We start from the raw sequence: 23,766 nt of genomic DNA on the forward strand, positions 1-23,766 counted from the left end.
AAGTGTAGCTATGAGGGGGCAGTTGCATTAGCTTGTATATTTATTTGGCTACCTTTATCGGGTAAATTCTATACTTGAAATGTCAACAGACCCTAGTTATTCAGTAAGTTAAGCGGCTATCTAAAATCTTTATCTGAAATTGATAATGTTTTTTGCAACTCTACCAAAGATAATAAATCTCCAACTATCAAGTATGTGTAAATAACATAACGATCAGCTTCTTGCCTAGAAGTAATAATATCATGAGAACCTTTCTGAGCAGCTTTGAAAATAGCATCTAACCGCTCGCCCAAATATTTCATCTGTGAACCAACGATTTCCTCAAATCTTTTAGAGTCTGACTGCTCATCAACATATGCAATAATTCGATTTATATAATTATCCACACCTAATTTAGGGTCTGTTGACATTTACTGTTCAAAAAAATAGCGAGAAAGTAAAATTTAATCGCCAAACTAAATTTACTTCTCGCTATGCCTCGTACAATGCTGAATGATCAACACTGGTCTAAGTTACTTTCTATTTTCCGAAATTTTGATATCTATTTCAAATCTAATTTGAGAAATTTTGTCGAAGCAATACTTTATAGAATAAGAACAGGCTGCCCATGGCGTGATTTGCCTAAAGAATTTGGTTCGTATAACTCAATCTTTAAAAAATATAATCGTTGGTGTAAAAATGATAAGTTAATGAAAATATTTAAATTAATTTCTTCAAGTGCTGATATGGAATGGGTTTTTATTGATGGTAGTCATGTTCGGGCACACCAACATTCTGCTGGAATAAAAGATCAGGATATTTCTAAAAGCATTGGTGGAAATAGTTCTAAAATACACTTAGCTGTTGATGCGGATGGCAATCCAATCGAAATTATTATCTCCGATGGAACGATACATGATGTCAAGATTGCTCCCAAAATGATTGAAAAACTTGATTTGAGTGAAACGGAAGTATGTTGTGCAGACAAAGGATATGACTCTGAATCATTAAGAGAACAAATATCTGCGAAAAAAACTAAAGCGAATATTCCAAGAAAATCAAATACTCAGTCAAATAATGATCATATGGATTGGTATTTATATAAAATCAGACACTTAGTTGAGAATGCATTTTGTAGGTTAAAGCAGTTCAGAGGAATAGCAACACGATATGATAAGCTAAAGTGTAGCTATGAGGGGGCAGTTGCATTAGCTTGTATATTTATTTGGCTACCTTTATCGGGTAAATTCTATACTTGAAATGTCAACAGACCCTAATAATTTTAATTTTACCATTGTCTAAATTAATAGTCTTATCCTCTCTAGCAGGATAAATCACATCAGCAGTATCTTGAAATATTTGCCTACAACTATGAACAGCATTTGACCAATCCTCTGAATTTTCGGACGTTAAATTCTCATAAACAGATGCAAATTTTTGTGCTGATAATGGTACTAAACCTCCAATTTTTCCGTCTACAAACTTTCTTGTTCTAGAAAAAATATCTGACGTAATTTTTGAATATTTTAGCTCATAATATTTATTAGACACATATTCGTATACAAAAACTTGTCGTTTAATTAGAAATTGAGAGTCCGTGCTAATACCATCTCTTAAACTCTTTCTTTCTAAAAAATTACTAGGGCGTGTCCTCATTTGAAGAATTGGTTTTAAATACTTAAAATCCTCCTTTAAGCTCTTTTCATTTCTATATTTTTTCAATGGCACGTACTCTTCTCACTGATGATATTTGGCAGCAAATTCAAGATACTATGCGATTACATGGTTGTTACTGTTCAAAAAACAGTAGAAATATCATGGAAGCCATCTTATGGAAACTGCGCACAGGCGCCACATGGCGCGATATTCCTCAAGAATTTTGCCCTTGGCAAACTGCTTACAATCGCTTTAATCGCTGGGCAAGTAAGGGATTATGGGATAAATTTTTTTTAGATTACGAGGCGTCTTGGATCAAGAATGGGTATTCATTGACGGAAGCTACATACGCGTGCATCAACATGCAAGTGGAGCTCGGTATGGTTTCGAAAGAGCAATTGGACAATCACGCGGTGGACAAACAACAAAAATACATCTTGCAACCGACGCGAATGGATTACCGATTGATTTTAAAATCACTGGGGGTGACGTCCACGACAGTCAAGTTGCAAAACAACTGATTGATATTGTAGGCGAGGCAACATATCTCATTGCTGACAAGGGATATGATGCTGAGCACATTCGAATATGTGCTAAGAACAAGAATATGATTCCTATTATTCCATTGAGATCAAACAGTAAGAGATCGAATAAAGAATTTGATAAATATCTATATAAATTAAGATATTTAGTTGAAAACGCTTTTGCGAGATCAAAACATTTCCGTGCTATTGCAAACTCGATTTGATAAACTAGCACGCAATTATAAATCTATGCGTATAGCCTGCATATTTATTTGGTGCAAAGCCAAATGAGGACACGCCCTAATAATTTCTTCACTTAATTTTAAAGCTTCATACAATGACTCTTGATTAACTTGCAATGTTCTAATTCCAAAGCATTATTGTAGTTATTCTCTTATATACTTTAGTTCTTATTAAATTTCAATTAGTGAATTTCTTTCATCTTAACCTTAGAAAATATCAGTATATCAAATCTTTACTATCTAATTAAATCGTTAAAATATAGGGTTTAGATTTAAACCCATATAACTATGTCAAACAAACTTGAACGTCAGAAATTGACTCTCCCAGCAGGTCATGACAAGCTTCTGCTTCACTCCTGCTGTGCACCATGCTCGGGTGAAGTGATGGAAACCCTAATTGAATCAGGCATCGACTTTTCGATCTTTTTTTATAATCCCAATATTCACCCTGTCAAGGAATATGAAATCCGTAAGGAAGAAAATATTCGCTTTGCAGAAAAACATAATATTCCTTTTATTGACTGTGATTACGATACAGACAATTGGTTTGCACGTGCCAAAGGCATGGAAAATGAGCCAGAGAAAGGTATTCGCTGTACCATGTGTTTTGATATGCGCTTTGAACGGACTGCCCTTTATGCAGCTGAAAATGGCTTCAGCCTAATTAGTAGCTCATTGGGTATTTCTCGTTGGAAAGATATGAAGCAGATCAATGATTGTGGGCATCGTTCTGCTTCACATTATGAAGGTATCACCTATTGGGACTACAACTGGCGTAAAAATGGTGGTGCTGTTCGTATGCTTGAAATCAGCAAGAAGGAAGAATTCTACCAACAAGAATATTGTGGCTGTGTATACTCCTTACGTGATACCAACCGTTGGCGTATGAGCCAAGGTCGTGATCGCATCAAATTGGGCGTGAAATTTTATTCGAATGCCATGGATGATGAAAGCTAAGCTTCAGTCGCCAGATACCAATTTTTCCAGGAACTGGTTCCACGGACTTCAATGGGTACAGTTGGAATCAGTTTTTCTTTTAGAACGTCAGTCTGTCCCACGGCTTTGGCAAGTCGGGCTTTCACAGAATGAATGCATTCACGATCTCCAAACTCACAGCGATCCAATGTCGTACCACCACAAGGACCATTCGCCAATCCTTTGGGACAAGTTTCAGGGCAAATATATAAAGTATCTCCTAACCTACATTGACCACAACTTTCACAACCCACGACCCCTTGCTTAGAGATAAATTCAGTTTTTAACAATGCTTTTGCTGCAGGCGTATTTTCCCAGAATGAGGCTTTAAAAATAAAATGCCCCACACCTTTGGCAATTTTGGACTCAAATAGAGCCTTGTGCATGAAATGCAATTGCTGATATTTAATAAGCTGGCTAGAGGATGGTTGGCGGGAATAATAAGCTAATTGTGGCACGAGTTCCTTTTTAGTCTCCACTTGCCACAGTGCATTCCAGAGTGCTTCAAGTTCCTGTAAACCATAATGTCGATATTGTTCAATATATTTTTCTAAAAGCTTTTGCTCTTCAGGCTTATGGCATGCTGAAAGATGCACACCTGCAAAACCCAAATACTTACACATCAATATTTGTATAGCACAACGTTTATAAGTATTCTCAGTTCGTCCATCCTGTTTTTCCTGAGCCAACACTCGTAACATGTGTGGTGTAATCACAATTCCTGCGATCTTATGTTTCACCATAAAATTGGCACGTGCCAAACTAAGTGGCATAACACAAGCAAGTATATTTTGTGGGTATCGATGACGATTTAAAAAAGCCTTGGCTTGTTTTAAAGCCTCCATATCGTAACCCAACTGGGTAACGATAAAGTCTGCTCCTGCTTTAATCTTTTTGTGAAGTTTTAAATATTGTGCATCACGTTCAGCTTCAGCATATTTAAAGGGATTAAAAGCTACACCAATATGAAATCCACCATAACACTTTGCGGCCATGACCGCATTTACAGACTCTAAATATCGGGTGCGATTCGTTCCAGCTTGACTATTTGTATGCCCTTTTAACTTATCACCTGTGAGAAGCAGTAAATTTTTTTGTCCCGAAGCTTGAGTTAATTTTAAGAAGGTCTCAAAATCAGTAATATCCCGACTTTTCCCTGAATAATGGATGATTTTTTCCACTGATGAAGGAAATGTCTTCGCACATTCAAGTGGTGGCAAATCACTATCGGCATGCACTCGATCTGCCAAAGTGATCGCGCATGGAAATTCTGCTAAAGACATTGGTACGGCAATGCCCCCCTTAGCAGAACTTAAATATTCCAACAAAATACAAAACTGATTGTGCTTAAAATGGGAAGCAAGCTGTGACATAAAATAAAGTTCAAATAAAAATGATTAAAGCAGGTCGCTATTATATTCGACCTAACAGAATCAGCCCGATTAATCTTAAACAGGCTGATATAGAAAATTTTAGTCAACAATTATGCAATGAATCTATTCACTACATTCAATCAGGCAACTTTCTCATTAGATTCTCGCTCTAATGTGAAATGAAATGCCTATTTTTCAAGAATATTTTGATACGACTTAATGAAGTTCTCTTCTATCCATTTACCTTGCTTAAGATTCAATTGAACACGTTCAACACCGTCATAAACTTTACGAGTTAAGAGAAATCATTATTGTGAACAGACTATTTCTCTAAGTTGATTCATCACAACATGTAATTTATAGCCATAGAACCGGCCCATTGAGCTTTTACCACGAGATGCAATTTTAGATAATGATTTATGGCGGTGAATAGGTTTGTGCAACAAAGCCTATTCTAATTAAAACTTGGATTTCATAACCATTAATTTACAGTACAACTATCAATAAAATCGCCCCACCATTGCATCATTTCCATACGCTGATTAAAATATTCTGCATGATTATAACTTGCACGGGTTTTATTTTTATCAGTATGAGATAGCTGTGCTTCAATCCAATTTGATTGAAATAAACCGGATTCATTTAATATGGTACTAAATGTCGATCGTAACCCATGAGAAGTTAATTCATTTTTAGTATATCCCATTTTTCTGATAATCAAGTTCAGGGTATTAAAATGAATAGGTTTATTATTGTTTCGGGGGCTAGAAAACACATATTTTTCGCCATGAGACCAAACGAGTGCTGATTTCACAACTTCAAGTGCTTGATCAGATAGTGGAACAAAAAAATCAGGGATATCATGACCTAAAATAACCTTTCTTCTATATTGTTTAATATGTAAGGCTGGTATTTTCCATATTTTTTTATCTAGATCGAAGTGATGTGGTTCACAAAGCAATAATTCTCCACCACGGACGCCTGTATATAATTTAAACAACAGGGCTTTTTTAATAATAGGATCTGTATTAATCTGATTTAATTTAGCTAAGAAATTAGATAGTTCATCTGAATTTAAATGAGGATAGTTTTTCTTAATCTTATTGTTGACTAATATTTTATGAAGTCCATGTGCAATATTATATTCACAATACCCCATCGCTACCGCATAATCATAAATCTGATTTAAATAACTATAGGCTTTCTTTACAGGTTCTTTTACATTTCTAGATTCTATATTTTTAATAATCTTAACTAGATCATATCTTTTAATTTCCATAAATGGCATTAGTCCAATATTTGGATAAACATCCTGATCTAAACATTTTTTTGCGAGCTGAATTACACCGCATCGTGGTTCATCTTCAAAGGAATTTTTAATTTTAAATTCTAACCACTCTTCACAAATATCCTGAAAAGTTTTGATGTATTTTTTATGCAGTGGTTTATTTTCATAATTATTAAATTTATATTCATCCCGGACTGATCTGGCCTCTTTCAAGGACATTACAGGATATTCACCCAACTTCATGCGAGGACGTTTATTTGTCCCTGCAAGTGAATAGCGGTAACTCCAAGATTTACGTCCGTTTGGTTCTACCTTCAAACTTAAGCCATCATCATCTGCCAGAAAATAGATTTTTTCCTTTGGTTTAGCTTGACGTACCTTAATTTCAGTAAGACTCATGAATTTTTAACCTAACCACAAATGGCACTGCTCAATTCAATTATAGCAAATTTAAGCGATATTCATATGATGCGTATCATACGCATCACATATTTTTATAAGTAATTGTTAAATAAAATTTATATTTAGATTGGTTATTCCCTAGTAACCAATTAATTAACCATTGATTTTGCAAGTCTTAAATTGGCATTTGAAGTGCAACCCCATGTTATGACTATTCACATTTCTGCTCCATCATTCATGGTTACTTATTAGTTATGTTATTATGTCAGGAGCGATACAAGAATTAGGGTAACCTTATTATGGAAATAGCGAATACGAAATTACTAGCTGGCGCTTTGATAGCCCTAACTTTAACTATAGTTAGCCCTGTCGTACTTGCAAATGATAACAATGATATACGAAAGACTATTGTAGTTAAGTTTGCTAAAAAAGCTCACCCTGCAAATTATTACGGAAGGATAGATGGATACAAGTATGATTCCTAAAAATTTTATGCTAAAAAAGGGCAAAAGTTAAAAGTGAAGTTGACTGGAGGAAATGTTGAAGCTTACTTATGGGGTAATCAATTAAAAGACTCCATCAATCTTGGAGAATATTCTCCAGAGCTTGATGATAAGGGTATTTATATTTTACCTGCTTCAGGTGAGTATGAAATTAGAGTATTACAACCTAGATCACAGGCAAGAAAAGATAAAAAACCTCAATACTGGATGAGTATTAACATTAAATAAAGACTTGCTAGATTTTTTTAAAAGACTGTAAATTAAATTGTGTAATTGCCTGAATTTGCTATGTTCATATTCACAACGGAGTCAGGCAACATGATGAACGAACAAAAACTAAAAGACCTTGCAGCAGAATTTGCTAAAGGAATCAAAACAGAAGACGATCTCAATCAATTCACCCGATTGTTGACTAAACTCACTGTTGAAACGGCTCTCAATGCCGAACTTACCGAACATCTCGGACATGAAAAGAATGCTCGTAAGAACGGTTCAAATGCTCGTAACGGTTATTCCAGTAAGACCGTGCTGAGCGATGATGGTGAGATTGAGATCACCACACCACGAGATCGTGATGGCACATTTGAGCCACAGCTAATTAAAAAGAATCAGACTCGTATCACGCAAATGGATAGCCAAATTCTATCCCTTTATGCCAAAGGCATGACTACCCGTGAAATCGTGGCTACTTTCAAAGAAATGTACGATGCTGATGTATCGCCAACGCTTATTTCCAAGGTGACTGATGCTGTTAAGGAGCAAGTCGCTGAATGGCAAAACCGTCCGCTGGATGCACTCTATCCCATCGTCTATATGGACTGTATTGTAGTTAAAGTCCGTCATAATGGCAGTGTTATCAACAAGGCTGTATTCCTTGCCTTAGGCATTAATCTTGATGGACAGAAAGAACTGCTCGGCATGTGGATGGCTGAGAATGAAGGTGCAAAGTTCTGGCTGAATGTCCTGACTGAGCTTAAAAACCGAGGGTTGCAGGATATTCTGATCGCCTGTGTGGATGGACTAAAAGGCTTTCCTGATGCCATTAACAGCGTATACCCGCAAACCCATATCCAGCTGTGCATTATCCATATGCTGCGTAACAGCTTGAAATACGTATCATGGAAAGATTACAAGGCCGTCACTCAGGATTTAAAAGCCGTTTATCAGTCACCTACTGAAGAGGCAGCCTTGATGGCCTTGGATCAATTCGCCCAAACATGGGATGACAAGTACCCACAGATCAGCAAAAGCTGGCGTACACACTGGGAGAATCTAAATACCTTCTTTGCTTATCCAGCCGAGATACGCAAAGCCATCTATACCACCAATGCGATCGAATCATTAAACAGCGTAATACGTCAGGCGATCAAAAAGCGTAAAGTCTTTCCAACGGATGATTCTGTACGTAAAGTGATTTACCTGGCAATTGATGCAGCGTCTAAAAAGTGGAATATGCCTATTCGCGACTGGCGTTTAGCCATGAGCCGCTTTATTATTGAATTCGGTGACCGCTTAAGCAATCACCTTTAAATTTATGAAAAGCAATTACACAAAATTATTTACAGGCTCTTTTTTAAGCTTTTATACCAGGGTTCAAAAACTATTGCCAGTTAAACGGGGCGTGATTTTTACATATATGTTTTTATATTAATAAAAATGATATAGATACGTAATTCATAGAGATCGTTTCAATTTAGCAATCTCTAAATACATCTTGTAATTGGCATGTTGAATCCGTTCATTTGAGGGGTCGTATTGCTTCTGGACTTCATCTAAGAAAGGAGTTTCTTCACATAATTCAAAGTACCTTTCCATCGGTGTTTTACCTTTCAAAGCCGAATGTGGTCTCATCCAGTTATAGTAATGCTGCCATTCTGCCAGTTTGCTCTGAATTTCCTCTGAATCGATATCTACAGTAGCGTAGAACTCAGATTTATCAGTCTTTTGTGAGCGCTCTACCTTGCCATTCAGATGAGGTGAACCCGGTTTATTTGGCCTAAATTTGATTCCATACTGCATCATTTTTTCTGTACTTTTTCAGCAAAGAATGCTCGTCCACGATCGGTCTGTATTCGCTGTATGAGAAAAGGTATTTCTTCAATTACACAGTTAAAAAGTCGAGTGTATTCGCAGCTGTTCGGCGTTTATATATCCTTAAAACGCGATATCGTGTGCAGTCATCGATAGATGTGTACTGATATAGTCCAGGACCCAGTTTACAGGTATCCATTTGAATTCTATCGCCTGGTAATGGACGTTCATAACAAATGTAATCTACTTTACGACGGAATTTTTTAATCGGTTTGACTTAATGGGTGGATAGTACTTTATGGATAGTCGCCAAGGACAACGAGACTCCGTGCAGCTCATTAATTCGGTTTGCAAACGTCGAGCACCAAGATTTCTAGCTGAGCGCATTTCCAATATTAAAGCTTCTAGCTCAGCATTGATTTTAGTATTTGGCGATTTTAAGGGACATTTACTATGACTACTTAATCCATCAATACCTTGTTCAGAATATCGTTTCCACCACTTGCGTAAAGTTGGTCTAGAAATGCCACATCTCCGACAAACCAGGCCAGCATTATTGGTCTCTTCAAATAATTTAACCCATACGAGTCTTTGTTGAATTTCTCTGTTCATAGACACCCATTATATTGAAGTGATGTCTATGAATCACACAGATTATCATAAGGCTTTTGAAACTGTCGCACCTCATGTTTGAATTCACCCATTAACAGAGTGCGAATTAGTCCTTGATCATGTTTGACCACATTTCAAGGAATAGTGTCCAACTTTCGGTATGCAGATTATGGTGTGGGGTTCTCTTAAAGTTTAAACCTTATTATTTTACTTCAGTAATGCTGATTGGCTGGTCTTTTACAAATTCAACAACCCCTTCACCACGTTTAAAGTGAATTGAAACTCCATTATTATTAGCTAAACGAATACCACTACCAGCAACTGTTTGCTTTAAACGATATACCATGCCTGAGTTATCAGTCATTAAAGCAGTTTCAAAGTTATCCGATGATTTCAGAAAAATTAATAAACCATTCGGACCAGAAAATTTAAGGACCTGCGTATCAGCTGAAGTATTGCTTGTAGCCTTATCTTGTAAAGTTTCAGTCTTTGGACTCGAAGTACACCCAGTCATTGCTAAAACTAACAAAGTTAAACTTAAAAAATATTTCATTTAACTACCTTTTTCATCTGTAAATCATAGGTGTATTTATACTAATTGTTATAATTTAACAATAAAACAAATATTACTTTTTTTTACATAAAAAAGCCATAAATCGCATTTTGAACCTTACCGGATTTATCGGAGATTTTTTTATTTAAGTTAGGCCACCTGACTTAACGGGTTAATCTTATCATAGTACATTGCTTCAAACTCAAAAGGCGATACATAACCCAGTGCACTGTGTACATGCTTTTTATTAAACCAATCTACCCAATTTAATGTCGCAAGTTGTACATCTGCTAAACTTTGCCAATCTGCTTTTAAATATTCAATCATCTCTGTTTTGTATAAGCCATTAGGGGGTCATTTTTACACTGCCGCTAACAAAAGCATTATCGTATGAGTCCCCCGTTGTACCGATTGATGCTCGTAAATTTGCTGCTTCTAAACGATTGGTATAGCGAATGGAAAGGTATTGAACACCTCTATGGGAATGATGAATCACATTCCTTGGCATACCTCAATCGTGCAATGCTTGCTCCAGTGCATCGAGCACCATATCTGTATTCATACGTGTTGATACTTTCCATCCAACAATTGCTCGTGAGAACACATCAATAATAAAGGCGGTATAGACCCAGCCTGAATTTGTTTGAATATACGTAAAGTCACTCACCTGAGATACCGTCTTGGTAGTCAATCAATAATTGAACCGCTCTATCTCTGATTTCAGGGGTATATTTTACTTTTTTCATCGGAACACTACGCTTCGCTACGTCGTGCGAAGCAATGCTTCTCATCTCAGGAAAGTTGGTCTCCAACAAACCCGGTACGGTTCACAATGAGGTTCATGCACGTGTAGCAGTCCTTAACAGATTTACAGAATTAGGTCGACCACTTACCCAAGTTACGCCTTAAATTTGGCTCAATTAGGGGCGCTTTGCCTTTCAAATATTTGTGCAATAAAGCCGTTGGAAAGTAACCTTGAAACAAGTTATAAGCTTCTTTTTAATAAATTACTGAGTATTTGTATAAATATTCAACATCTGATTTTTTTTAAACCAGATATTGAATTAAAATAAAAACCAATAAACAAGAACAAACATCATTGGTATTTATATTTTAATTATGTTCATTTACAATAAAAATTACTAAGTCAATACATATTTAGTCTAAAATATCCATCAATCAAAAATGTGTGATAGCTTCGAACGTTAATCTTTGTATACTTGTAATTTTGAGTATTACTTCAATTCTCTAAGCTAATTCTTTACAAGTGTTCCTATCACCATAATTGTTATTCTTGTCTTCGCTATAAAGCGATCCAAACCTGCCCTCCATGGTCATAATCGCATGAACAAATTTTTAAAATACCTATTGGTATTCATCGTTCTGCTTATTATTGCAGCACTAATCTTTTTATTTAGACCTATCGCGTCTAAGAAAATTCAAAACACCAGCAATGAGCCTGTCGTTGACGCAGTCTTAGTTGGTGGTGGCATCATGAGTGCAACCCTAGGCACATATCTTAGTGAACTTGAGCCAAACTGGCAAATTCGTATGTATGAACGCCTAGACAACGTTGCCCAAGAAAGCTCAAACGGCTTCAACAATGCTGGCACAGGCCACTCTGGCTTTATGGAAATGAACTATACCTCTGAAAAAGATGGAAAAATGGACATTTCTAAAGCTGTGAACGTTGCGGAACAATTTGAAGTTGCAAAACAGTTCTGGTCTTATCAAGTCAAAGAAGGCGTTTTGGGTCAACCAAATAGCTTTATCAACCCTGTACCGCACATTGCCTTCGTTTGGGGCGATAACGTGAATTTCCTAGAAAAACGTTACGCTGCAATGGTTAAAAACCCAATGTTTTATGGCATGAAATTCTCTGAGAATCCTGCTGAAATTAAACAATGGGCACCATTGGTGATGAATGGCCGTGATGCTGCACAAAAAGTAGCTGCAACACGCATGGATGTAGGTTCGGATGTGAACTATGGTTCGATTACCACTCAATTGGTCGATCACCTTAAAAAACAATCTAATTTCCAGTTACAAACATCGACTGAAGTGACTGGCATTAGCCAAAACGATGATAAAACGTGGACTGTTTCATTTAAAAACCTCACTACAGGGAAAACAGATCACGTGAAAACGCGCTTTGTCTTTATTGGTGCAGGCGGTGCAGCGGTTAAACTTTTACAAATGACAGGCTTACCAGAAGCGAAGCAATATGCTGGCTTCCCTGTAGGTGGCGTGTTCTTAATGACCGACAACCCAAAAGTCACTGAAGGCCATACTGCAAAAGTTTATGGTCGTGCTGAATTAGGCGCACCACCAATGTCTGTTCCACATATTGATACACGTTATATCGACGGTAAAAAATATGTGTTGTTTGGTCCATTTGCAACTTATTCAAACAAGTTCTTAAAACAAGGTTCTCAGCTTGATTTATTGAAATCAACCACTAAGAACAACGTTTTACCAATGACCGCTGTGGGTATGGAAAATCTTGATTTGGTGAAATACTTAGTTAGCCAAGTCATGATGACCGATGAAGACCGTTTTAATGAGTTGAAAAAATACTATCCTGATGCAAAACCAGAAGACTGGCGCATGAATCAAGGTGGTCAACGTGTTCAAATCATTAAGAAAGAACCAGGCAAACCTGCAAGCTTGCAATTTGGTACCGAGATTTTTGCATCACAAGATGGTGCTGTGACTGCCCTATTAGGTGCGTCTCCTGGTGCTTCAACTTCCCCTTATATTATGTTGAGCTTGCTTGAAAAAGCATTCCCTCAGCAAGTAGCAGGTAAATGGAATCCGAAATTACATGAAATTGTAAAATCGTACCAACAAGAACTCAGCACTAATCCTGTGCTTCTTGACCAAGTTCGCCAATACACCAGCACAACCCTTGGTTTGAAATATACACCTATGGCTAAAGCTGCAAATGACGAAACTATTGCGGTAGCAAAAGCACAGTAATCTGCTTTAAACCCTAAAAAGGATGGACTTTGCGCCATCCTTTTTTAATTCATATTTGAAACTATTCTGTTTATGTCGCTTTTCCATTCCGATGCTTTTTTGGCCTTTCGTTCACGTGATTTTTCACTTCTGAGTGTCAATCAGTTGTGCTTAATTCTAACCATCATGATTCAAGAAGTCGTCATTGCCTATAGTATCTATCAACTCACTCAAAATCCACTCAGCCTTGGCATGATTGCCTTAATTGAGTTACTCCCCTTTATTTGCCTCTCCCTGATCAGTGGCGACTGGGCTGATCGCTATAACCGACAAAAAATTGTGCAGTGGAGTTTTAGCTATAGCACTTTAATTCCATTATTATTTATTGTTCTTTTTTCTCAGTACCAACAACATCACATTCAACAAAATACTCTTTTATGCGGCATTTATAGCCTCATCTTTTGCTTAGGCATACTTAGAGGCATTTACAGCCCATCATTTAATTCATTACGCCCTTTTCTAATCCCCGAGTCAGCCTATAGCAATGCAGCCACATGGACCGCGCTCATTTGGCAAATAGGCGGCATTTTAGCGCCTTTATGCGCAGGACTTTTACTCGGCCAACTTGGGCTTGAAAAAACCCTCTTTATTATTTTTTTCTTGTGTTGCGTGGGTAGCATCTGCTTATTCGGATTAAGTCCTCGTCAATTCCCTAGCCCCCATAAACAGCATTTAAGCAAAAGTTTGAAAGAAGCCTATTTGTTTATTTTTAAACATCCACTAATGTTTTGGAGTATGTTGCTGGATCTCAGCGCCATGCTTTTTTGTAGTGTCATTATCTTACTGCCTATTTTTGCACACGATATCCTGCATCTTGGTGTTGAAGGCTTAGGTATACTCAGAGCTGCACCAGCTATTGGCGCCTGTATCATGATGTTGATGTTGACCTGTTATTCTCCGATGCAAAATGCATGGAGAAATATGCTCTATAGTAGTTTTGCAATTGCTTTGTGTACTTTAGCCTTTGCACTATCCTCCCATGTTTGGCTCTCAGTCTTCTTCCTTGTTTTAATCGGTGCCTTTGATAGCATCAGCATGGTCATTCGACAAACTTTATTACAGCAACTCCCCCCAAAAGCACTATTAGGGCGTGTAGCGGCTTTAAATGGCATATTAGTCACTTCAGGCAATCAGCTCGGTGCCCTACACATGAGCCTGATGACGCGCTATTTTTCTGTGGTGCCAGCAGTACTTATTGGAGGGACGCTGTGTTTAATAATCTGTGGTCTAAGCTTTACTCGTACGCGACATTTATTCAAGCCATCTCCAACACTAAAAAAACATGCCACAGTGGCAAAAAGTGAATAGCATGTTAAGCTTCAAATCTTCTTTTAATATGATGTGAGTTTTCAATAGAGCAAATTATGAAACAGATTTTCCCCTTTTCACATATTCTCTATACCAAACTCTATTCTTTCGTACTATCAGTGTTGTTGGCTTATTGCCTATTCAATGCAATTTATACGTTCATTATTGGTGGAACTGGTTTTTATTTATTTGCAACTTTTATTTTAGCTTTTCAATGTAATTTCGCGTTACGCACTTCTCTCCATGACCGTATTTACACCAGTTTAGGGATAGTTTTGCTTATTATTGGGTTATTGTATACACATGGAATTCACTTTCTAAACCATTTAAAAACAATTGTATTGGTTCCTGCTTTAATTTTAACTGCCTTTGGAATAGATAATTTATATAGAAAGCCAAATAGACTTAGTTGTCTTAAAGTTGGACTGATCCTCGGCCTATTGCTATTAGCTTATATTCAATATTATGATTTAGGGTCTGTTGACATTTCAAGTATAGAATTTACCCGATAAAGGTAGCCAAATAAATATACAAGCTAATGCAACTGCCCCCTCATAGCTACACTTTAGCTTATCATATCGTGTTGCTATTCCTCTGAACTGCTTTAACCTACAAAATGCATTCTCAACTAAGTGTCTGATTTTATATAAATACCAATCCATATGATCATTATTTGACTGAGTATTTGATTTTCTTGGAATATTCGCTTTAGTTTTTTTCGCAGATATTTGTTCTCTTAATGATTCAGAGTCATATCCTTTGTCTGCACAACATACTTCCGTTTCACTCAAATCAAGTTTTTCAATCATTTTGGGAGCAATCTTGACATCATGTATCGTTCCATCGGAGATAATAATTTCGATTGGATTGCCATCCGCATCAACAGCTAAGTGTATTTTAGAACTATTTCCACCAATGCTTTTAGAAATATCCTGATCTTTTATTCCAGCAGAATGTTGGTGTGCCCGAACATGACTACCATCAATAAAAACCCATTCCATATCAGCACTTGAAGAAATTAATTTAAATATTTTCATTAACTTATCATTTTTACACCAACGATTATATTTTTTAAAGATTGAGTTATACGAACCAAATTCTTTAGGCAAATCACGCCATGGGCAGCCTGTTCTTATTCTATAAAGTATTGCTTCGACAAAATTTCTCAAATTAGATTTGAAATAGATATCAAAATTTCGGAAAATAGAAAGTAACTTAGACCAGTGTTGATCATTCAGCATTGTACGAGGCATAGCGAGAAGTAAATTTAGTTTGGCGATTAAATTTTACTTTCTCGCTATTTTTTTGAACAGTAAATGTCAACAGACCCTAGTAGAACTGCAAAATTATTATGACTCTTTACATAATGATGAGACTTGGCAGCAATTTGGCGCATTATAACAGCTAGCACAAAAAAATTTGGTGGGTGAAAAATTTACAATCCTAATTCTGATTTATCATGTTATTACATAGGAAAACTGCCTTTAAAAGACGGGTCTTGCTAGTCTAGAATTGCAGACGAAAGGGAATAAAATGCCTGTATATCCGATTCTAGAAATTGATCATTTTCAGCATCATAAACAAAAGATTTTTCTTCTAATAAGTATTGGCCATCTTGCTCACTAAGAAAATTTTAAAGTTATTTGCTTGATCAGGGAAAATTTGTTCTCCGTCAAAAAAAGATCATAACAATCTCGAACGGCTTTGTTGCGCAAAGCTGTTCTTAAGGACTTTTTCAGCAATATAATTTTCAAATGAAGAAGCATACACACAAAATCTACCGCACAACCAATTGGCCCGCATATAACCGAGCACTCATGAGTCGCGGAAATATTGCCATTTGGTTTGATCCTGCTACGCAATGGTATGCGCTATCAAAAGGCAAACAAGGGCGAAATCAAACCTACTCCGACGCAGCCATCCAATGCTGCTTAATGATTAAATCCTTATTCCGTCTGTCTTTACGTATGGTCACTGGCTTTATGCAAAGTCTGATTAAACTTTGCGGCTGAGCAGCCCCGAATATCAGTGATATTCGTACAGTACGCTTTGTAGAAGACAAAAGCATATTGATATTGCAATCTTGGAGAATATTCTCCAGAGCTTGATAATAATGGTATTTATATTTTACCTGCTTCAGGTGAGTATGAAATTAGAGTATTACAACCTAGATCACAAGCAAGAAAAGATAAAAAACCTCAATACTGGATGAGTATTAACATCAAATAAAGAATTGCTAGATTCGTTTAAGTTTTAATACAAGGGTTCAAAAACTATTGCCTGTTAAACTGGGGCGTGATTTTTACGTGTATGTGTTTATGTTAGTAAAATGATGTAGTTTACTTGTTTAATACCCCGAGGAATAATTTAATCTTGCTGTGCGTTAGTCGCGTTTCTTTCTTTCAAAAGTTGATTATATATTTCAACGTAACCGTCGTAATATTCAATCTCTTTTGATAAGAATTTACAGTGGAAGAACAGGCGAAACTTGTCTTAAATAATGGTAATTCCTTATCTTTAAAATAGAGAACGCCCGATGAAATTCATTAGGCGTTTACTTAAATATGTGTCAGCTTATTTTATAACTAGCTGTACTTGATAATCACGATTCTTTTTCTCAATTGCCTTAAAAAAACAATCTTGCTATTTTTAACTTTTCACACCATTTTGTTCAATTTGTACTGCGGCTTGCCAGCTAGGTAGTTGGCTTAAACCTGCTACATAATGCTGGATATGAGGATAATTTTCACCTTGTCCCATATGATGAACTAAAGCATGTAGTCCAAAGCCCATCATAAAGTCAGCACCGGTTAAACGGTCTGCGACTAGAAATTCTTTATCTTTTAAATATTCATTTAAATAGCTAAATACTTTATCGAACTCAACTTGAGTATAATTTTCTAGAAATACCAACTTCGTACCCTGCTTGGTTTCTATCGCATTAAACGTTTTTAACAAAAATGGCAGCATGGCAGAGCTTTCTGAGAAATGAATCCACTGTAGATAATCGACATAGGTAGATTCATCCATATCTGGTGCTAAATGTGGCGCAAGTTGCTGAATTAATAACTCAACGATTGCGCCTGACTCTGCAATAACTTTGCCATCCCATTCCAATACTGGAGATTTCCCTAAAGGATGAATGGTTTTTAAAGAGTCAGGGGCCAAATGCGTGTTTGAGTCACGATAATAGCGTTTCAGCTCATAAGGCTGCTTGATTTCTTCAAGTAACCACAAAATGCGAAAAGAACGTGATTGATCTAAATGATGTAGTGTAATCATGATAATTCCTATTTTTTTAAATTTTTACAACCACTTTGCCAAAGTTTTCGCCTTTCAACATACCATTGAAAGCATTGATCGTGTTATCTAAACCTTGCACCATATGCTCTTTATATTTGATTTTTCCGTCTTTCAACCATTCAGACATTTGCTGATAGAATTCCGAATACTGACTGCCATAATCATCAAAAATAATAAAGCCTTGCATGCGAATACGCTTTTTTAAAAGGGTGGAAATAAAGCCTGGTAAACGGTCTGGCCCTTGTGCTCGCTCGGTAGCGTTATACTGGGAAACCACACCACACACCGGTACACGTGCCGCAGAGTTAAGCAATGGCCATACTGCATCAAACACTTTACCCCCGACATTCTCATAATAAATATCTATACCGTTGGGAACTGCTTGTTGTAATTGTTCTGCAAAATTTTCATCATGATGATTGATACAAGCATCGAAGCCGAGTTCTTCTACTGCATAACGGCATTTTTCAGCCCCACCTGCGACGCCAACCACGCGACAACCTTTAATTTTGCCAATCTGTCCAACCGTAGCACCAACAGGTCCTGTTGCAGCTGCAACGACCAAAGTTTCACCAGCTTTAGGCTGGCCAATGTCCAACAACCCCATATAAGCAGTAAATCCTGGCATTCCCAAAATACCCAATGCCCAAGATGGATGTTCAGGTTGCATACCTAAGCTTTGACATGCAGCCCCATTAGAAATTGCGTAGCCCTGCCAGCCATTTCCTGAAAGAACCCACTCACCTTCTTTGAATTTTGGGTTTTTAGAGGCCACCACTTGACTGACTGTTCCACCGACCATCACTTCGCCAATTTCAACCGGTGCTGCATATGAAGGAGCATCACTCATGCGACCACGCATATAAGGATCGAGTGACAAGTAAATGGTTTTTAACAATATCTCGCCTTGTTTAAGTTCATTGAGCTCAACTTGCTCAATACGAAAATCGCTGTGTTTTGGCTCACCCACTGGCCGTTTAGCTAAAACGATGCGTTGATTAATAACTGTTTTCACACATATAACTCCATGTTTTATTTAGAAGTATTTCTCTTCACAATTAAAAATTAAGATTAAAATTTCTTTACATCCATTGTAGATGAGTTATAATAAAAAACAATACGACTGGTCTATTTTTTTACAATAGAGTAAATAATTAATATGAAGCCTACTCCTATTAAAAAGTCTGAAGCGAAGCGCTTACACATTCTTAACACCAGTTCAGACCTGATTTTGCATAAAGGTTTTACCGGTGTAGGATTACAGGAAATTTTACAGAGCTGTGAGATCCCTAAAGGCTCGTTTTATCATTATTTCCAATCTAAGGAAGCTTTCGGATGTGAATTGGTACAGCATTATGTAGACAATTACCAAGTCCGTTTAAATGATGTATGGCGTAGTGATAAATCCCCTTATCAAAAGCTGATTGAGTATTTTAATTTATGGATAGAAGATCCTAAAACACAGTGTGGTTGGGCGGATAGCTGTTTAATTGTGAAACTTGCCGCAGAAGTTGCCGATCTATCCGAAGATATGCGCTCCATTATGTCCGCTGGCGTCGATGATGTAATCCAACGGATTGCTGGTTTAATTGATTTGGGTAAACAGGATCAATCTATCCAAGCAGATACCGAGGCCTCGACTTTGGCACAAGTACTTTACCAAATGTGGTTAGGTGCAGCATTACTGAGTAAGTTGCAAAAAGATAAAACACCATTACATCAAGCTCTGAGAGCAACTAAATTTCTATTAAAAGGTGAAGATTCATAAAAATTAAATTAAATATCAATTACATAATTAATAATAGCAGTCCAATGATTACTTATTAATGTGTTGCTATTAGATCAATTAACAATCTATGAGTATAGCGCACAATGAATTCTCCTCCTAAAGCCCTCATGACTCGTATTTTAGTCGGATATTTAGGCTTATATCCCACACTATTACTGGTACTCACTTTATTAAAGCCAATTACTGAGCATCAAAGTTTCCCGATGATGGTGTTGATTGAAGTCATAGTATTAGTGCCAGTAACGCAACTGATTTCTTTCCCACTGGCAGGTTGGCTCATTACACAGCTAAAAAATTTTAAGAATTTGTTTTAAGAAGAAGTTATGCTGGCAACAGCAATCCTAAGTTCTTATTTTGCCAACCACAAAGGTTGGCAAAATAACTCACTTAGTCGAGATTAATCTGCGTAAGCTGGATAATCAATATAGCCTTTTTCCGTCCCACCATACATAGTACTTGCATCTACTGCATTCAATGGCCAACCATTGGCGATGCGATCGGGTAAATCTGGATTCGCAATAAATGGGCGTCCAAATGCAATTAAATCGGCCAGCCCTGCCTCTAAAATTCGAGTCCCTCTTTCTGCCGTATATCGACCTGCATAAATAATCCGACCACTGAAAGTGTCTCTGACATCTCTACGAAAATCATGAGGAAGTTCTGGTGCATTATCCCAATCAGCTTCTGCAATCGATAAATAGGCAATCCCAACTTCTTCAAGTATTTTTATGGCTTCAATATAAGTCACATGTGGATCATCTTCAACCAACCCCATGTAAACACGATCTTCCTCTGTACTTTCAAATAGCGGGGCAAAACGCACTCCTAAACGATCTGCACCAACCACCTCAGCAACTGCCTCTACTACTTCACGTAAAAAACGCAAACGATTGTTTAGTGATCCACCATATTCATCTTCACGGTGGTTACTATGTGCAGAGATAAATTGATTCACCAAATAACCATTTGCACAATGAATTTCAACCCCATCAAAACCAGCAGCCAAGGCATTGCGTGCTGCTTGAGCATAGAGTTGCACTAATTCTTTAACTTCTGCATTGCTTAAAGCACGTGGCATTGAAGGATCAGCCAAGGCACCTGCATTGGGCCCGGTCTCAATAAAGACTTTAACATTACTATCAGCCCTAATAGCCGAGGGCGCGACCGGTGATGCATGATTGGGTTGCAAAGATGTATGTGAAACACGCCCAACATGCCAAAGTTGTGCAAAAATAATGCCTCCTTTAGCATGCACTGCTTCCGTCACTTTACGCCATCCAGCAATCTGTTCAGAGCTGTAAATACCGGGTGTCCAAGCATAGCCTTGACCACGTGGCTCGATTTGCGTACCTTCGGTGACCATAAATCCTGCACCGGTACGCTGTTGATAATAGGTTGCCATCAGTTCATTTGGAATATTCCCTGGCTGAGTACTGCGCGACCGCGTTAATGGTGGCAATACAATACGGTTTTGCAAAACATAAGGGCCTAAGCTTAAGTTTTGAAATAGTTTGCTGTCTTTCATTTCATTGTATCCAAGTCATCATGACTTAATTGATCTAAATTAAAAAAATACCCTTCCTTCCTGTATATAGAAAAAATAAAGGAAGGAAAGCTATTAACTCAGGCCCTTCACCATTAAGGGAGGGTTATTTTGCTTATTGCGCCAGTTGCTCAGAGTCAGAAGTTTATTCACTGCTAAGCACCACAACAGACACTAGCTACTCTTTATTTCAACAATTGAAGTAATGCTGAGGCAGTTGCAGCAGAAGATGCTGGATTTTGTCCAGTAACCAGCAAGCCATCTACTTGAACATGTACTTGCCAATCATCAACTTTAGAATAATGACCACCGTTTTGTTTAAGCATGTCTTCGACTAAAAATGGTACAATTTCAGTCAAGCCTACAGCGGCCTCCTCAGTATTGGTGAAACCAGTCACTAATTTACCGCTAACTAAGGGCGCTCCATTACTCGCTTTCACATGACGAAGAACACCCGGGGCATGACACACTGCTGCAACAGGTTTGCCAGACTGAATCGCCTGTTCAATCAGAGAAATTGAAATCGGATCTTCTGCTAAATCCCACAATGGGCCATGCCCGCCTGGATAAAACACTGCATCATAATCAGCTACAGAAATTTCGCTAAGTTTATGTGTCTGTGCCAATGCTTGCATTGCAGTTGGATCTGCTTCAAAACGATGAGTGGTTTCAGTTTGAGCATCGGCTAAATTACTTTTCGGATCTAGTGGTGGCTGCCCACCTTGAGGCGACGCCAGCGTAACTTCAGCACCAGAGTCAATAAAGGTGTAATACGGTGCAGCAAGTTCTTCTAGCCAGAAACCTGTTTTCTTACCAGTATTGCCAAGTTGATCATGTGAAGTTAAAACGATTAAAATTTTCATGTTATTTCTCCGATAATTTTCATGATTGAGGAGCATTGTTACAGGGTCAGAGCATGCCAGATACGCGCATTTAGCTTAGATGCTCATCTCGAGAATTTGGCGACTGATCTCTAATGAAACATTTTTATGTTCGCCTAGCTGTGTAAGATTATGTGATTTAAGTTGCGTAATGATGATCTCAATATCTGTCTCCCCCAGTCCATAATCGCTAAGACGAGTCGGCAATCCAAGTTGCTCAAAGAAGGCTCGAGTACGAGCAATAGCAGTATCAATACGTTGTTCTTCATCACCTTCGACAATCTGCCAGACACGAGCTGCATACTGTAGTAATTTTTCTCGCTTCTCTTGACGACGCACTTGTAGATTGGACGGCAACACAATGGCCAAGGTACGAGCATGATCAATACCATATAAAGCCGTGAGCTCATGTCCAATCAAATGGGTTGACCAATCTTGTGGTACACCAGCTCCAATTAGCCCATTCAGTGCCATGCTAGCAGCCCACATCAAATTCGCACGCGTGTCATAATCTGCTGAATCTTCCAAGATTTTCGGTCCAATCTCAATCAAAGTTTGCAATAGACCTTCGGCAAAACGATCTTGTACGTGTGCATTCACAGGGTGAGTTAAGTACTGTTCCATGACATGAATAAATGCATCGACCACGCCATTAGCCAACTGGCGCGTCGGCAAGCTAAAAGTTTTATTCGGATCAAGTACGGAAAATTGCGGAAAAACATAGGGACTGCTAAATGACAATTTGGCTTGGGTCGATTTTCTGGTTACTACCCCACCGCTATTCATTTCTGAACCAGTTGCCGGAAGGGTGAGTACACTCGCAAAAGGCAAAGCTTGGGTAATTTTATTACCATGGGTTTCTAAAATCTCCCATGTATCCCCTGTATAATTGACTGCTGCTGCAATAAATTTAGTACCGTCGATTACCGATCCACCACCGACAGCCATCAAGAAATCAATCTTTTGTTCACGAATCAGCTCTACAGCTTTCATGAGGGTTTCATAACTCGGATTCGGCTCAATTCCGCCAAATTCATGAATTTCTCTTGCACCTAATGCTTCACGCACTTCAGCTAAAGTACCATTCTTACGTGCACTTTCACCACCAAACAACATTAATACTTTTGCTTCTGTAGGCACATAGTCATTGATTTTAGCTATTGTATCGCCACCAAAAATAATGCGGGTCGGATTATAAAAGTTAAAATTCAGCATATTTTTATCCTAGAATGATCAGTTAATTGATTTGAAAAACCACCGTTATTCATCAAATAAACTTTTAAAAAATCGGACAACACTACGGCTTTTGCCTACACCATGTGCTAACTATACATAAAAATAGACCAGTCGTCTATTTTTATAAAAATTATTTCAGCTTGCAACTTTAGTGATGGTTAAACAAATTCAGGCTTGTTCTATACCGCTTTTATTATTGATGTATTTTCACGAGCGATTGTTGGATGAAAGGTATCAACACGTATGACTACTGACATGGTTGTGAACGCATTGGCTGAAACAGTGAATGGCTCATACAAAATAGCAATGATTAAATATTTTAAAAGCAGATTGGCACGGTTTAGCAGATGTACAAATGTGACAGTAAATTAGATAGATTGGTTCAATATAAAGCATGTAAATAGTTGCATTCGTTTATTTACCCTGTTTTGGATATTGCCCCATTTAAATGATGAGATTAAGCCAATAAATAAAGTAGCCCAACTTGAATAAAAAGCCTATGACAAACCTCAAAGCGTTAAAGTGCTGCCTTTCATTCAAAATTTCAGAC

Annotated in this window: 19 protein-coding genes and 8 pseudogenes; 12 read left to right on the forward strand and 15 right to left on the reverse strand. The window is 37.6% G+C overall.

What is annotated here, in order from left to right; all coding sequences use genetic code 11:
- Window positions 1–116 precede the first annotated feature (116 nt).
- Window positions 117–410 (reverse strand): hypothetical protein, encoded by a 294-nt coding sequence (locus F995_RS15460; RefSeq protein ID WP_004647711.1) that lies wholly within the window; start codon window positions 408–410, stop codon window positions 117–119.
- 63 nt (window positions 411–473) lie between these two features.
- Here F995_RS15460 and F995_RS15465 point away from each other — a divergent pair, with 63 nt between their 5' ends.
- The gene (locus F995_RS15465; protein ID WP_004645258.1) at window positions 474–1,238 is read left to right on the forward strand and encodes an IS5 family transposase; all 765 of its coding nucleotides are present in this window, start codon (window positions 474–476) and stop codon (window positions 1,236–1,238) included.
- Between the two features lie 4 nt (window positions 1,239–1,242).
- Here the strand turns inward: F995_RS15465 and F995_RS17030 are convergent, their stop codons facing one another.
- On the reverse strand, window positions 1,243–1,707 hold the full coding sequence (locus F995_RS17030; protein WP_004647712.1) for a hypothetical protein: 465 nt from the start codon (window positions 1,705–1,707) through the stop codon (window positions 1,243–1,245).
- Here F995_RS17030 and F995_RS16445 point away from each other — a divergent pair.
- Both F995_RS16445 and F995_RS15485 read left to right on the forward strand, forming a co-directional pair.
- Window positions 1,701–2,450 (forward strand): annotated as a pseudogene (locus F995_RS16445) (IS5 family transposase). The gene F995_RS17030 and the pseudogene F995_RS16445 overlap by 7 nt on opposite strands.
- A 239-nt stretch (window positions 2,451–2,689) precedes the next feature.
- Window positions 2,690–3,358: an epoxyqueuosine reductase QueH gene (locus F995_RS15485; RefSeq protein ID WP_004647714.1), complete on the forward strand. Its 669-nt coding sequence runs from the start codon at window positions 2,690–2,692 to the stop codon at window positions 3,356–3,358.
- Here F995_RS15485 and F995_RS15490 read toward each other — a convergent pair.
- The 4 genes and pseudogenes from F995_RS15490 to F995_RS15495 all read right to left on the reverse strand — a co-directional run bounded on the left by F995_RS15490 (window position 3,355) and on the right by F995_RS15495 (window position 6,436).
- On the reverse strand, window positions 3,355–4,749 hold the full coding sequence (locus F995_RS15490) for a methylenetetrahydrofolate reductase C-terminal domain-containing protein (RefSeq protein WP_004647715.1): 1,395 nt from the start codon (window positions 4,747–4,749) through the stop codon (window positions 3,355–3,357). The genes F995_RS15485 and F995_RS15490 overlap by 4 nt on opposite strands.
- 188 nt (window positions 4,750–4,937) lie before the next feature.
- A pseudogene (locus F995_RS16675) lies at window positions 4,938–5,039 on the reverse strand (putative oxygenase MesX); the annotation flags it as partial.
- A 24-nt stretch (window positions 5,040–5,063) separates the two neighbouring features.
- A pseudogene (locus F995_RS16450) lies at window positions 5,064–5,180 on the reverse strand (transposase); the annotation flags it as partial.
- Between the two features lie 50 nt (window positions 5,181–5,230).
- The gene (locus tag F995_RS15495; protein ID WP_004647716.1) at window positions 5,231–6,436 is read right to left on the reverse strand and encodes a tyrosine-type recombinase/integrase; all 1,206 of its coding nucleotides are present in this window, start codon (window positions 6,434–6,436) and stop codon (window positions 5,231–5,233) included.
- A gap of 302 nt (window positions 6,437–6,738) precedes the next feature.
- Here F995_RS15495 and F995_RS17035 point away from each other — a divergent pair.
- Both F995_RS17035 and F995_RS15505 read left to right on the forward strand, forming a co-directional pair.
- Window positions 6,739–7,170, forward strand: a pseudogene (locus F995_RS17035) (hypothetical protein).
- A gap of 93 nt (window positions 7,171–7,263) precedes the next feature.
- Window positions 7,264–8,472, forward strand: coding sequence for an IS256 family transposase (locus tag F995_RS15505; RefSeq protein ID WP_032028744.1), 1,209 nt, complete (start codon window positions 7,264–7,266; stop codon window positions 8,470–8,472).
- A 144-nt stretch (window positions 8,473–8,616) separates the two neighbouring features.
- Here the strand turns inward: F995_RS15505 and F995_RS16465 are convergent.
- The 3 genes and pseudogenes from F995_RS16465 to F995_RS16470 all read right to left on the reverse strand — a co-directional run.
- Window positions 8,617–9,585 (reverse strand): annotated as a pseudogene (locus tag F995_RS16465) (IS481 family transposase).
- Between the two features lie 202 nt (window positions 9,586–9,787).
- Window positions 9,788–10,138: a hypothetical protein gene (locus F995_RS15515; RefSeq protein ID WP_004281821.1), complete on the reverse strand. Its 351-nt coding sequence runs from the start codon at window positions 10,136–10,138 to the stop codon at window positions 9,788–9,790.
- A gap of 150 nt (window positions 10,139–10,288) precedes the next feature.
- Window positions 10,289–10,805 (reverse strand): annotated as a pseudogene (locus F995_RS16470) (IS3 family transposase); the annotation flags it as partial.
- 677 nt (window positions 10,806–11,482) lie between these two features.
- Here F995_RS16470 and mqo point away from each other — a divergent pair.
- The 3 genes from mqo to F995_RS15535 all read left to right on the forward strand — a co-directional run bounded on the left by mqo (window position 11,483) and on the right by F995_RS15535 (window position 14,976).
- The gene (mqo, locus tag F995_RS15525) at window positions 11,483–13,117 is read left to right on the forward strand and encodes a malate dehydrogenase (quinone) (protein ID WP_004647724.1); all 1,635 of its coding nucleotides are present in this window, start codon (window positions 11,483–11,485) and stop codon (window positions 13,115–13,117) included.
- Window positions 13,118–13,189: 72 nt separating this feature from the next.
- Window positions 13,190–14,464, forward strand: a complete 1,275-nt coding sequence (locus F995_RS15530; RefSeq protein WP_004647725.1) for an MFS transporter — start codon at window positions 13,190–13,192, stop codon at window positions 14,462–14,464.
- A gap of 56 nt (window positions 14,465–14,520) precedes the next feature.
- Entirely contained in the window at window positions 14,521–14,976 is a 456-nt protein-coding gene (locus F995_RS15535) for a hypothetical protein (protein ID WP_004647727.1), read from the forward strand.
- Here the strand turns inward: F995_RS15535 and F995_RS15540 are convergent.
- On the reverse strand, window positions 14,953–15,717 hold the full coding sequence (locus F995_RS15540; protein ID WP_004645258.1) for an IS5 family transposase: 765 nt from the start codon (window positions 15,715–15,717) through the stop codon (window positions 14,953–14,955). The genes F995_RS15535 and F995_RS15540 overlap by 24 nt on opposite strands.
- Before the next feature lie 501 nt (window positions 15,718–16,218).
- Between F995_RS15540 and F995_RS16680 the strand changes: the two are divergent.
- Window positions 16,219–16,547, forward strand: a pseudogene (locus tag F995_RS16680) (transposase); the annotation flags it as partial.
- A gap of 566 nt (window positions 16,548–17,113) precedes the next feature.
- Here F995_RS16680 and F995_RS15550 read toward each other — a convergent pair.
- Together F995_RS15550 and F995_RS15555 are read right to left on the reverse strand one after the other, a co-directional pair.
- The gene (locus F995_RS15550; RefSeq protein WP_004647729.1) at window positions 17,114–17,746 is read right to left on the reverse strand and encodes a glutathione S-transferase family protein; all 633 of its coding nucleotides are present in this window, start codon (window positions 17,744–17,746) and stop codon (window positions 17,114–17,116) included.
- 16 nt (window positions 17,747–17,762) lie between these two features.
- Window positions 17,763–18,782 (reverse strand): NADP-dependent oxidoreductase, encoded by a 1,020-nt coding sequence (locus tag F995_RS15555; RefSeq protein WP_004647730.1) that lies wholly within the window; start codon window positions 18,780–18,782, stop codon window positions 17,763–17,765.
- 144 nt (window positions 18,783–18,926) lie between these two features.
- Between F995_RS15555 and F995_RS15560 the strand changes: the two genes are divergently transcribed.
- Together F995_RS15560 and F995_RS15565 are read left to right on the forward strand one after the other, a co-directional pair.
- On the forward strand, window positions 18,927–19,535 hold the full coding sequence (locus F995_RS15560; RefSeq protein ID WP_004647732.1) for a TetR/AcrR family transcriptional regulator: 609 nt from the start codon (window positions 18,927–18,929) through the stop codon (window positions 19,533–19,535).
- 104 nt (window positions 19,536–19,639) lie between these two features.
- A complete protein-coding gene (locus tag F995_RS15565) occupies window positions 19,640–19,870 on the forward strand; it encodes a hypothetical protein (protein WP_001087955.1) in 231 nt (76 codons plus the stop codon).
- Window positions 19,871–19,953: 83 nt separating this feature from the next.
- Here F995_RS15565 and F995_RS15570 read toward each other — a convergent pair whose 3' ends face one another.
- The 3 genes from F995_RS15570 to F995_RS15580 all read right to left on the reverse strand — a co-directional run bounded on the left by F995_RS15570 (window position 19,954) and on the right by F995_RS15580 (window position 23,195).
- Window positions 19,954–21,081: an alkene reductase gene (locus F995_RS15570; RefSeq protein WP_004647733.1), complete on the reverse strand. Its 1,128-nt coding sequence runs from the start codon at window positions 21,079–21,081 to the stop codon at window positions 19,954–19,956.
- Between the two features lie 203 nt (window positions 21,082–21,284).
- Window positions 21,285–21,962, reverse strand: a complete 678-nt coding sequence (locus F995_RS15575; protein WP_004647734.1) for a type 1 glutamine amidotransferase domain-containing protein — start codon at window positions 21,960–21,962, stop codon at window positions 21,285–21,287.
- 75 nt (window positions 21,963–22,037) lie between these two features.
- Window positions 22,038–23,195, reverse strand: a complete 1,158-nt coding sequence (locus F995_RS15580; protein ID WP_004281840.1) for an iron-containing alcohol dehydrogenase — start codon at window positions 23,193–23,195, stop codon at window positions 22,038–22,040.
- Between the two features lie 183 nt (window positions 23,196–23,378).
- On the opposite strand from F995_RS15580, the pseudogene F995_RS17230 reads away from it, so the two are divergent.
- Window positions 23,379–23,708: pseudogene (locus F995_RS17230) on the forward strand (IS3 family transposase); the annotation flags it as partial.
- Window positions 23,709–23,766 lie beyond the last annotated feature (58 nt).

This window comes from Acinetobacter sp. CIP A162, assembly GCF_000367905.1.
GTDB classification, from domain to species: Bacteria; Pseudomonadota; Gammaproteobacteria; order Pseudomonadales; family Moraxellaceae; genus Acinetobacter; species Acinetobacter lwoffii.

Coding starts and splice junctions, on each gene's coding strand:
- F995_RS15460 (WP_004647711.1), bottom strand. CDS start 410: ATGTCAACAGACCCTAAATTAGGTGTGGATAATTATATAAATCGAATT.
- F995_RS15465 (WP_004645258.1), top strand. CDS start 474: ATGCCTCGTACAATGCTGAATGATCAACACTGGTCTAAGTTACTTTCT.
- F995_RS15485 (WP_004647714.1), top strand. CDS start 2,690: ATGTCAAACAAACTTGAACGTCAGAAATTGACTCTCCCAGCAGGTCAT.
- F995_RS15490 (WP_004647715.1), bottom strand. CDS start 4,749: ATGTCACAGCTTGCTTCCCATTTTAAGCACAATCAGTTTTGTATTTTG.
- F995_RS15495 (WP_004647716.1), bottom strand. CDS start 6,436: ATGAGTCTTACTGAAATTAAGGTACGTCAAGCTAAACCAAAGGAAAAA.
- F995_RS15505 (WP_032028744.1), top strand. CDS start 7,264: ATGAACGAACAAAAACTAAAAGACCTTGCAGCAGAATTTGCTAAAGGA.
- F995_RS15515 (WP_004281821.1), bottom strand. CDS start 10,138: ATGAAATATTTTTTAAGTTTAACTTTGTTAGTTTTAGCAATGACTGGG.
- mqo (WP_004647724.1), top strand. CDS start 11,483: ATGAACAAATTTTTAAAATACCTATTGGTATTCATCGTTCTGCTTATT.
- F995_RS15530 (WP_004647725.1), top strand. CDS start 13,190: ATGTCGCTTTTCCATTCCGATGCTTTTTTGGCCTTTCGTTCACGTGAT.
- F995_RS15535 (WP_004647727.1), top strand. CDS start 14,521: ATGAAACAGATTTTCCCCTTTTCACATATTCTCTATACCAAACTCTAT.
- F995_RS15540 (WP_004645258.1), bottom strand. CDS start 15,717: ATGCCTCGTACAATGCTGAATGATCAACACTGGTCTAAGTTACTTTCT.
- F995_RS15550 (WP_004647729.1), bottom strand. CDS start 17,746: ATGATTACACTACATCATTTAGATCAATCACGTTCTTTTCGCATTTTG.
- F995_RS15560 (WP_004647732.1), top strand. CDS start 18,927: ATGAAGCCTACTCCTATTAAAAAGTCTGAAGCGAAGCGCTTACACATT.
- F995_RS15565 (WP_001087955.1), top strand. CDS start 19,640: ATGAATTCTCCTCCTAAAGCCCTCATGACTCGTATTTTAGTCGGATAT.
- F995_RS15570 (WP_004647733.1), bottom strand. CDS start 21,081: ATGAAAGACAGCAAACTATTTCAAAACTTAAGCTTAGGCCCTTATGTT.
- F995_RS15575 (WP_004647734.1), bottom strand. CDS start 21,962: ATGAAAATTTTAATCGTTTTAACTTCACATGATCAACTTGGCAATACT.
- F995_RS15580 (WP_004281840.1), bottom strand. CDS start 23,195: ATGCTGAATTTTAACTTTTATAATCCGACCCGCATTATTTTTGGTGGC.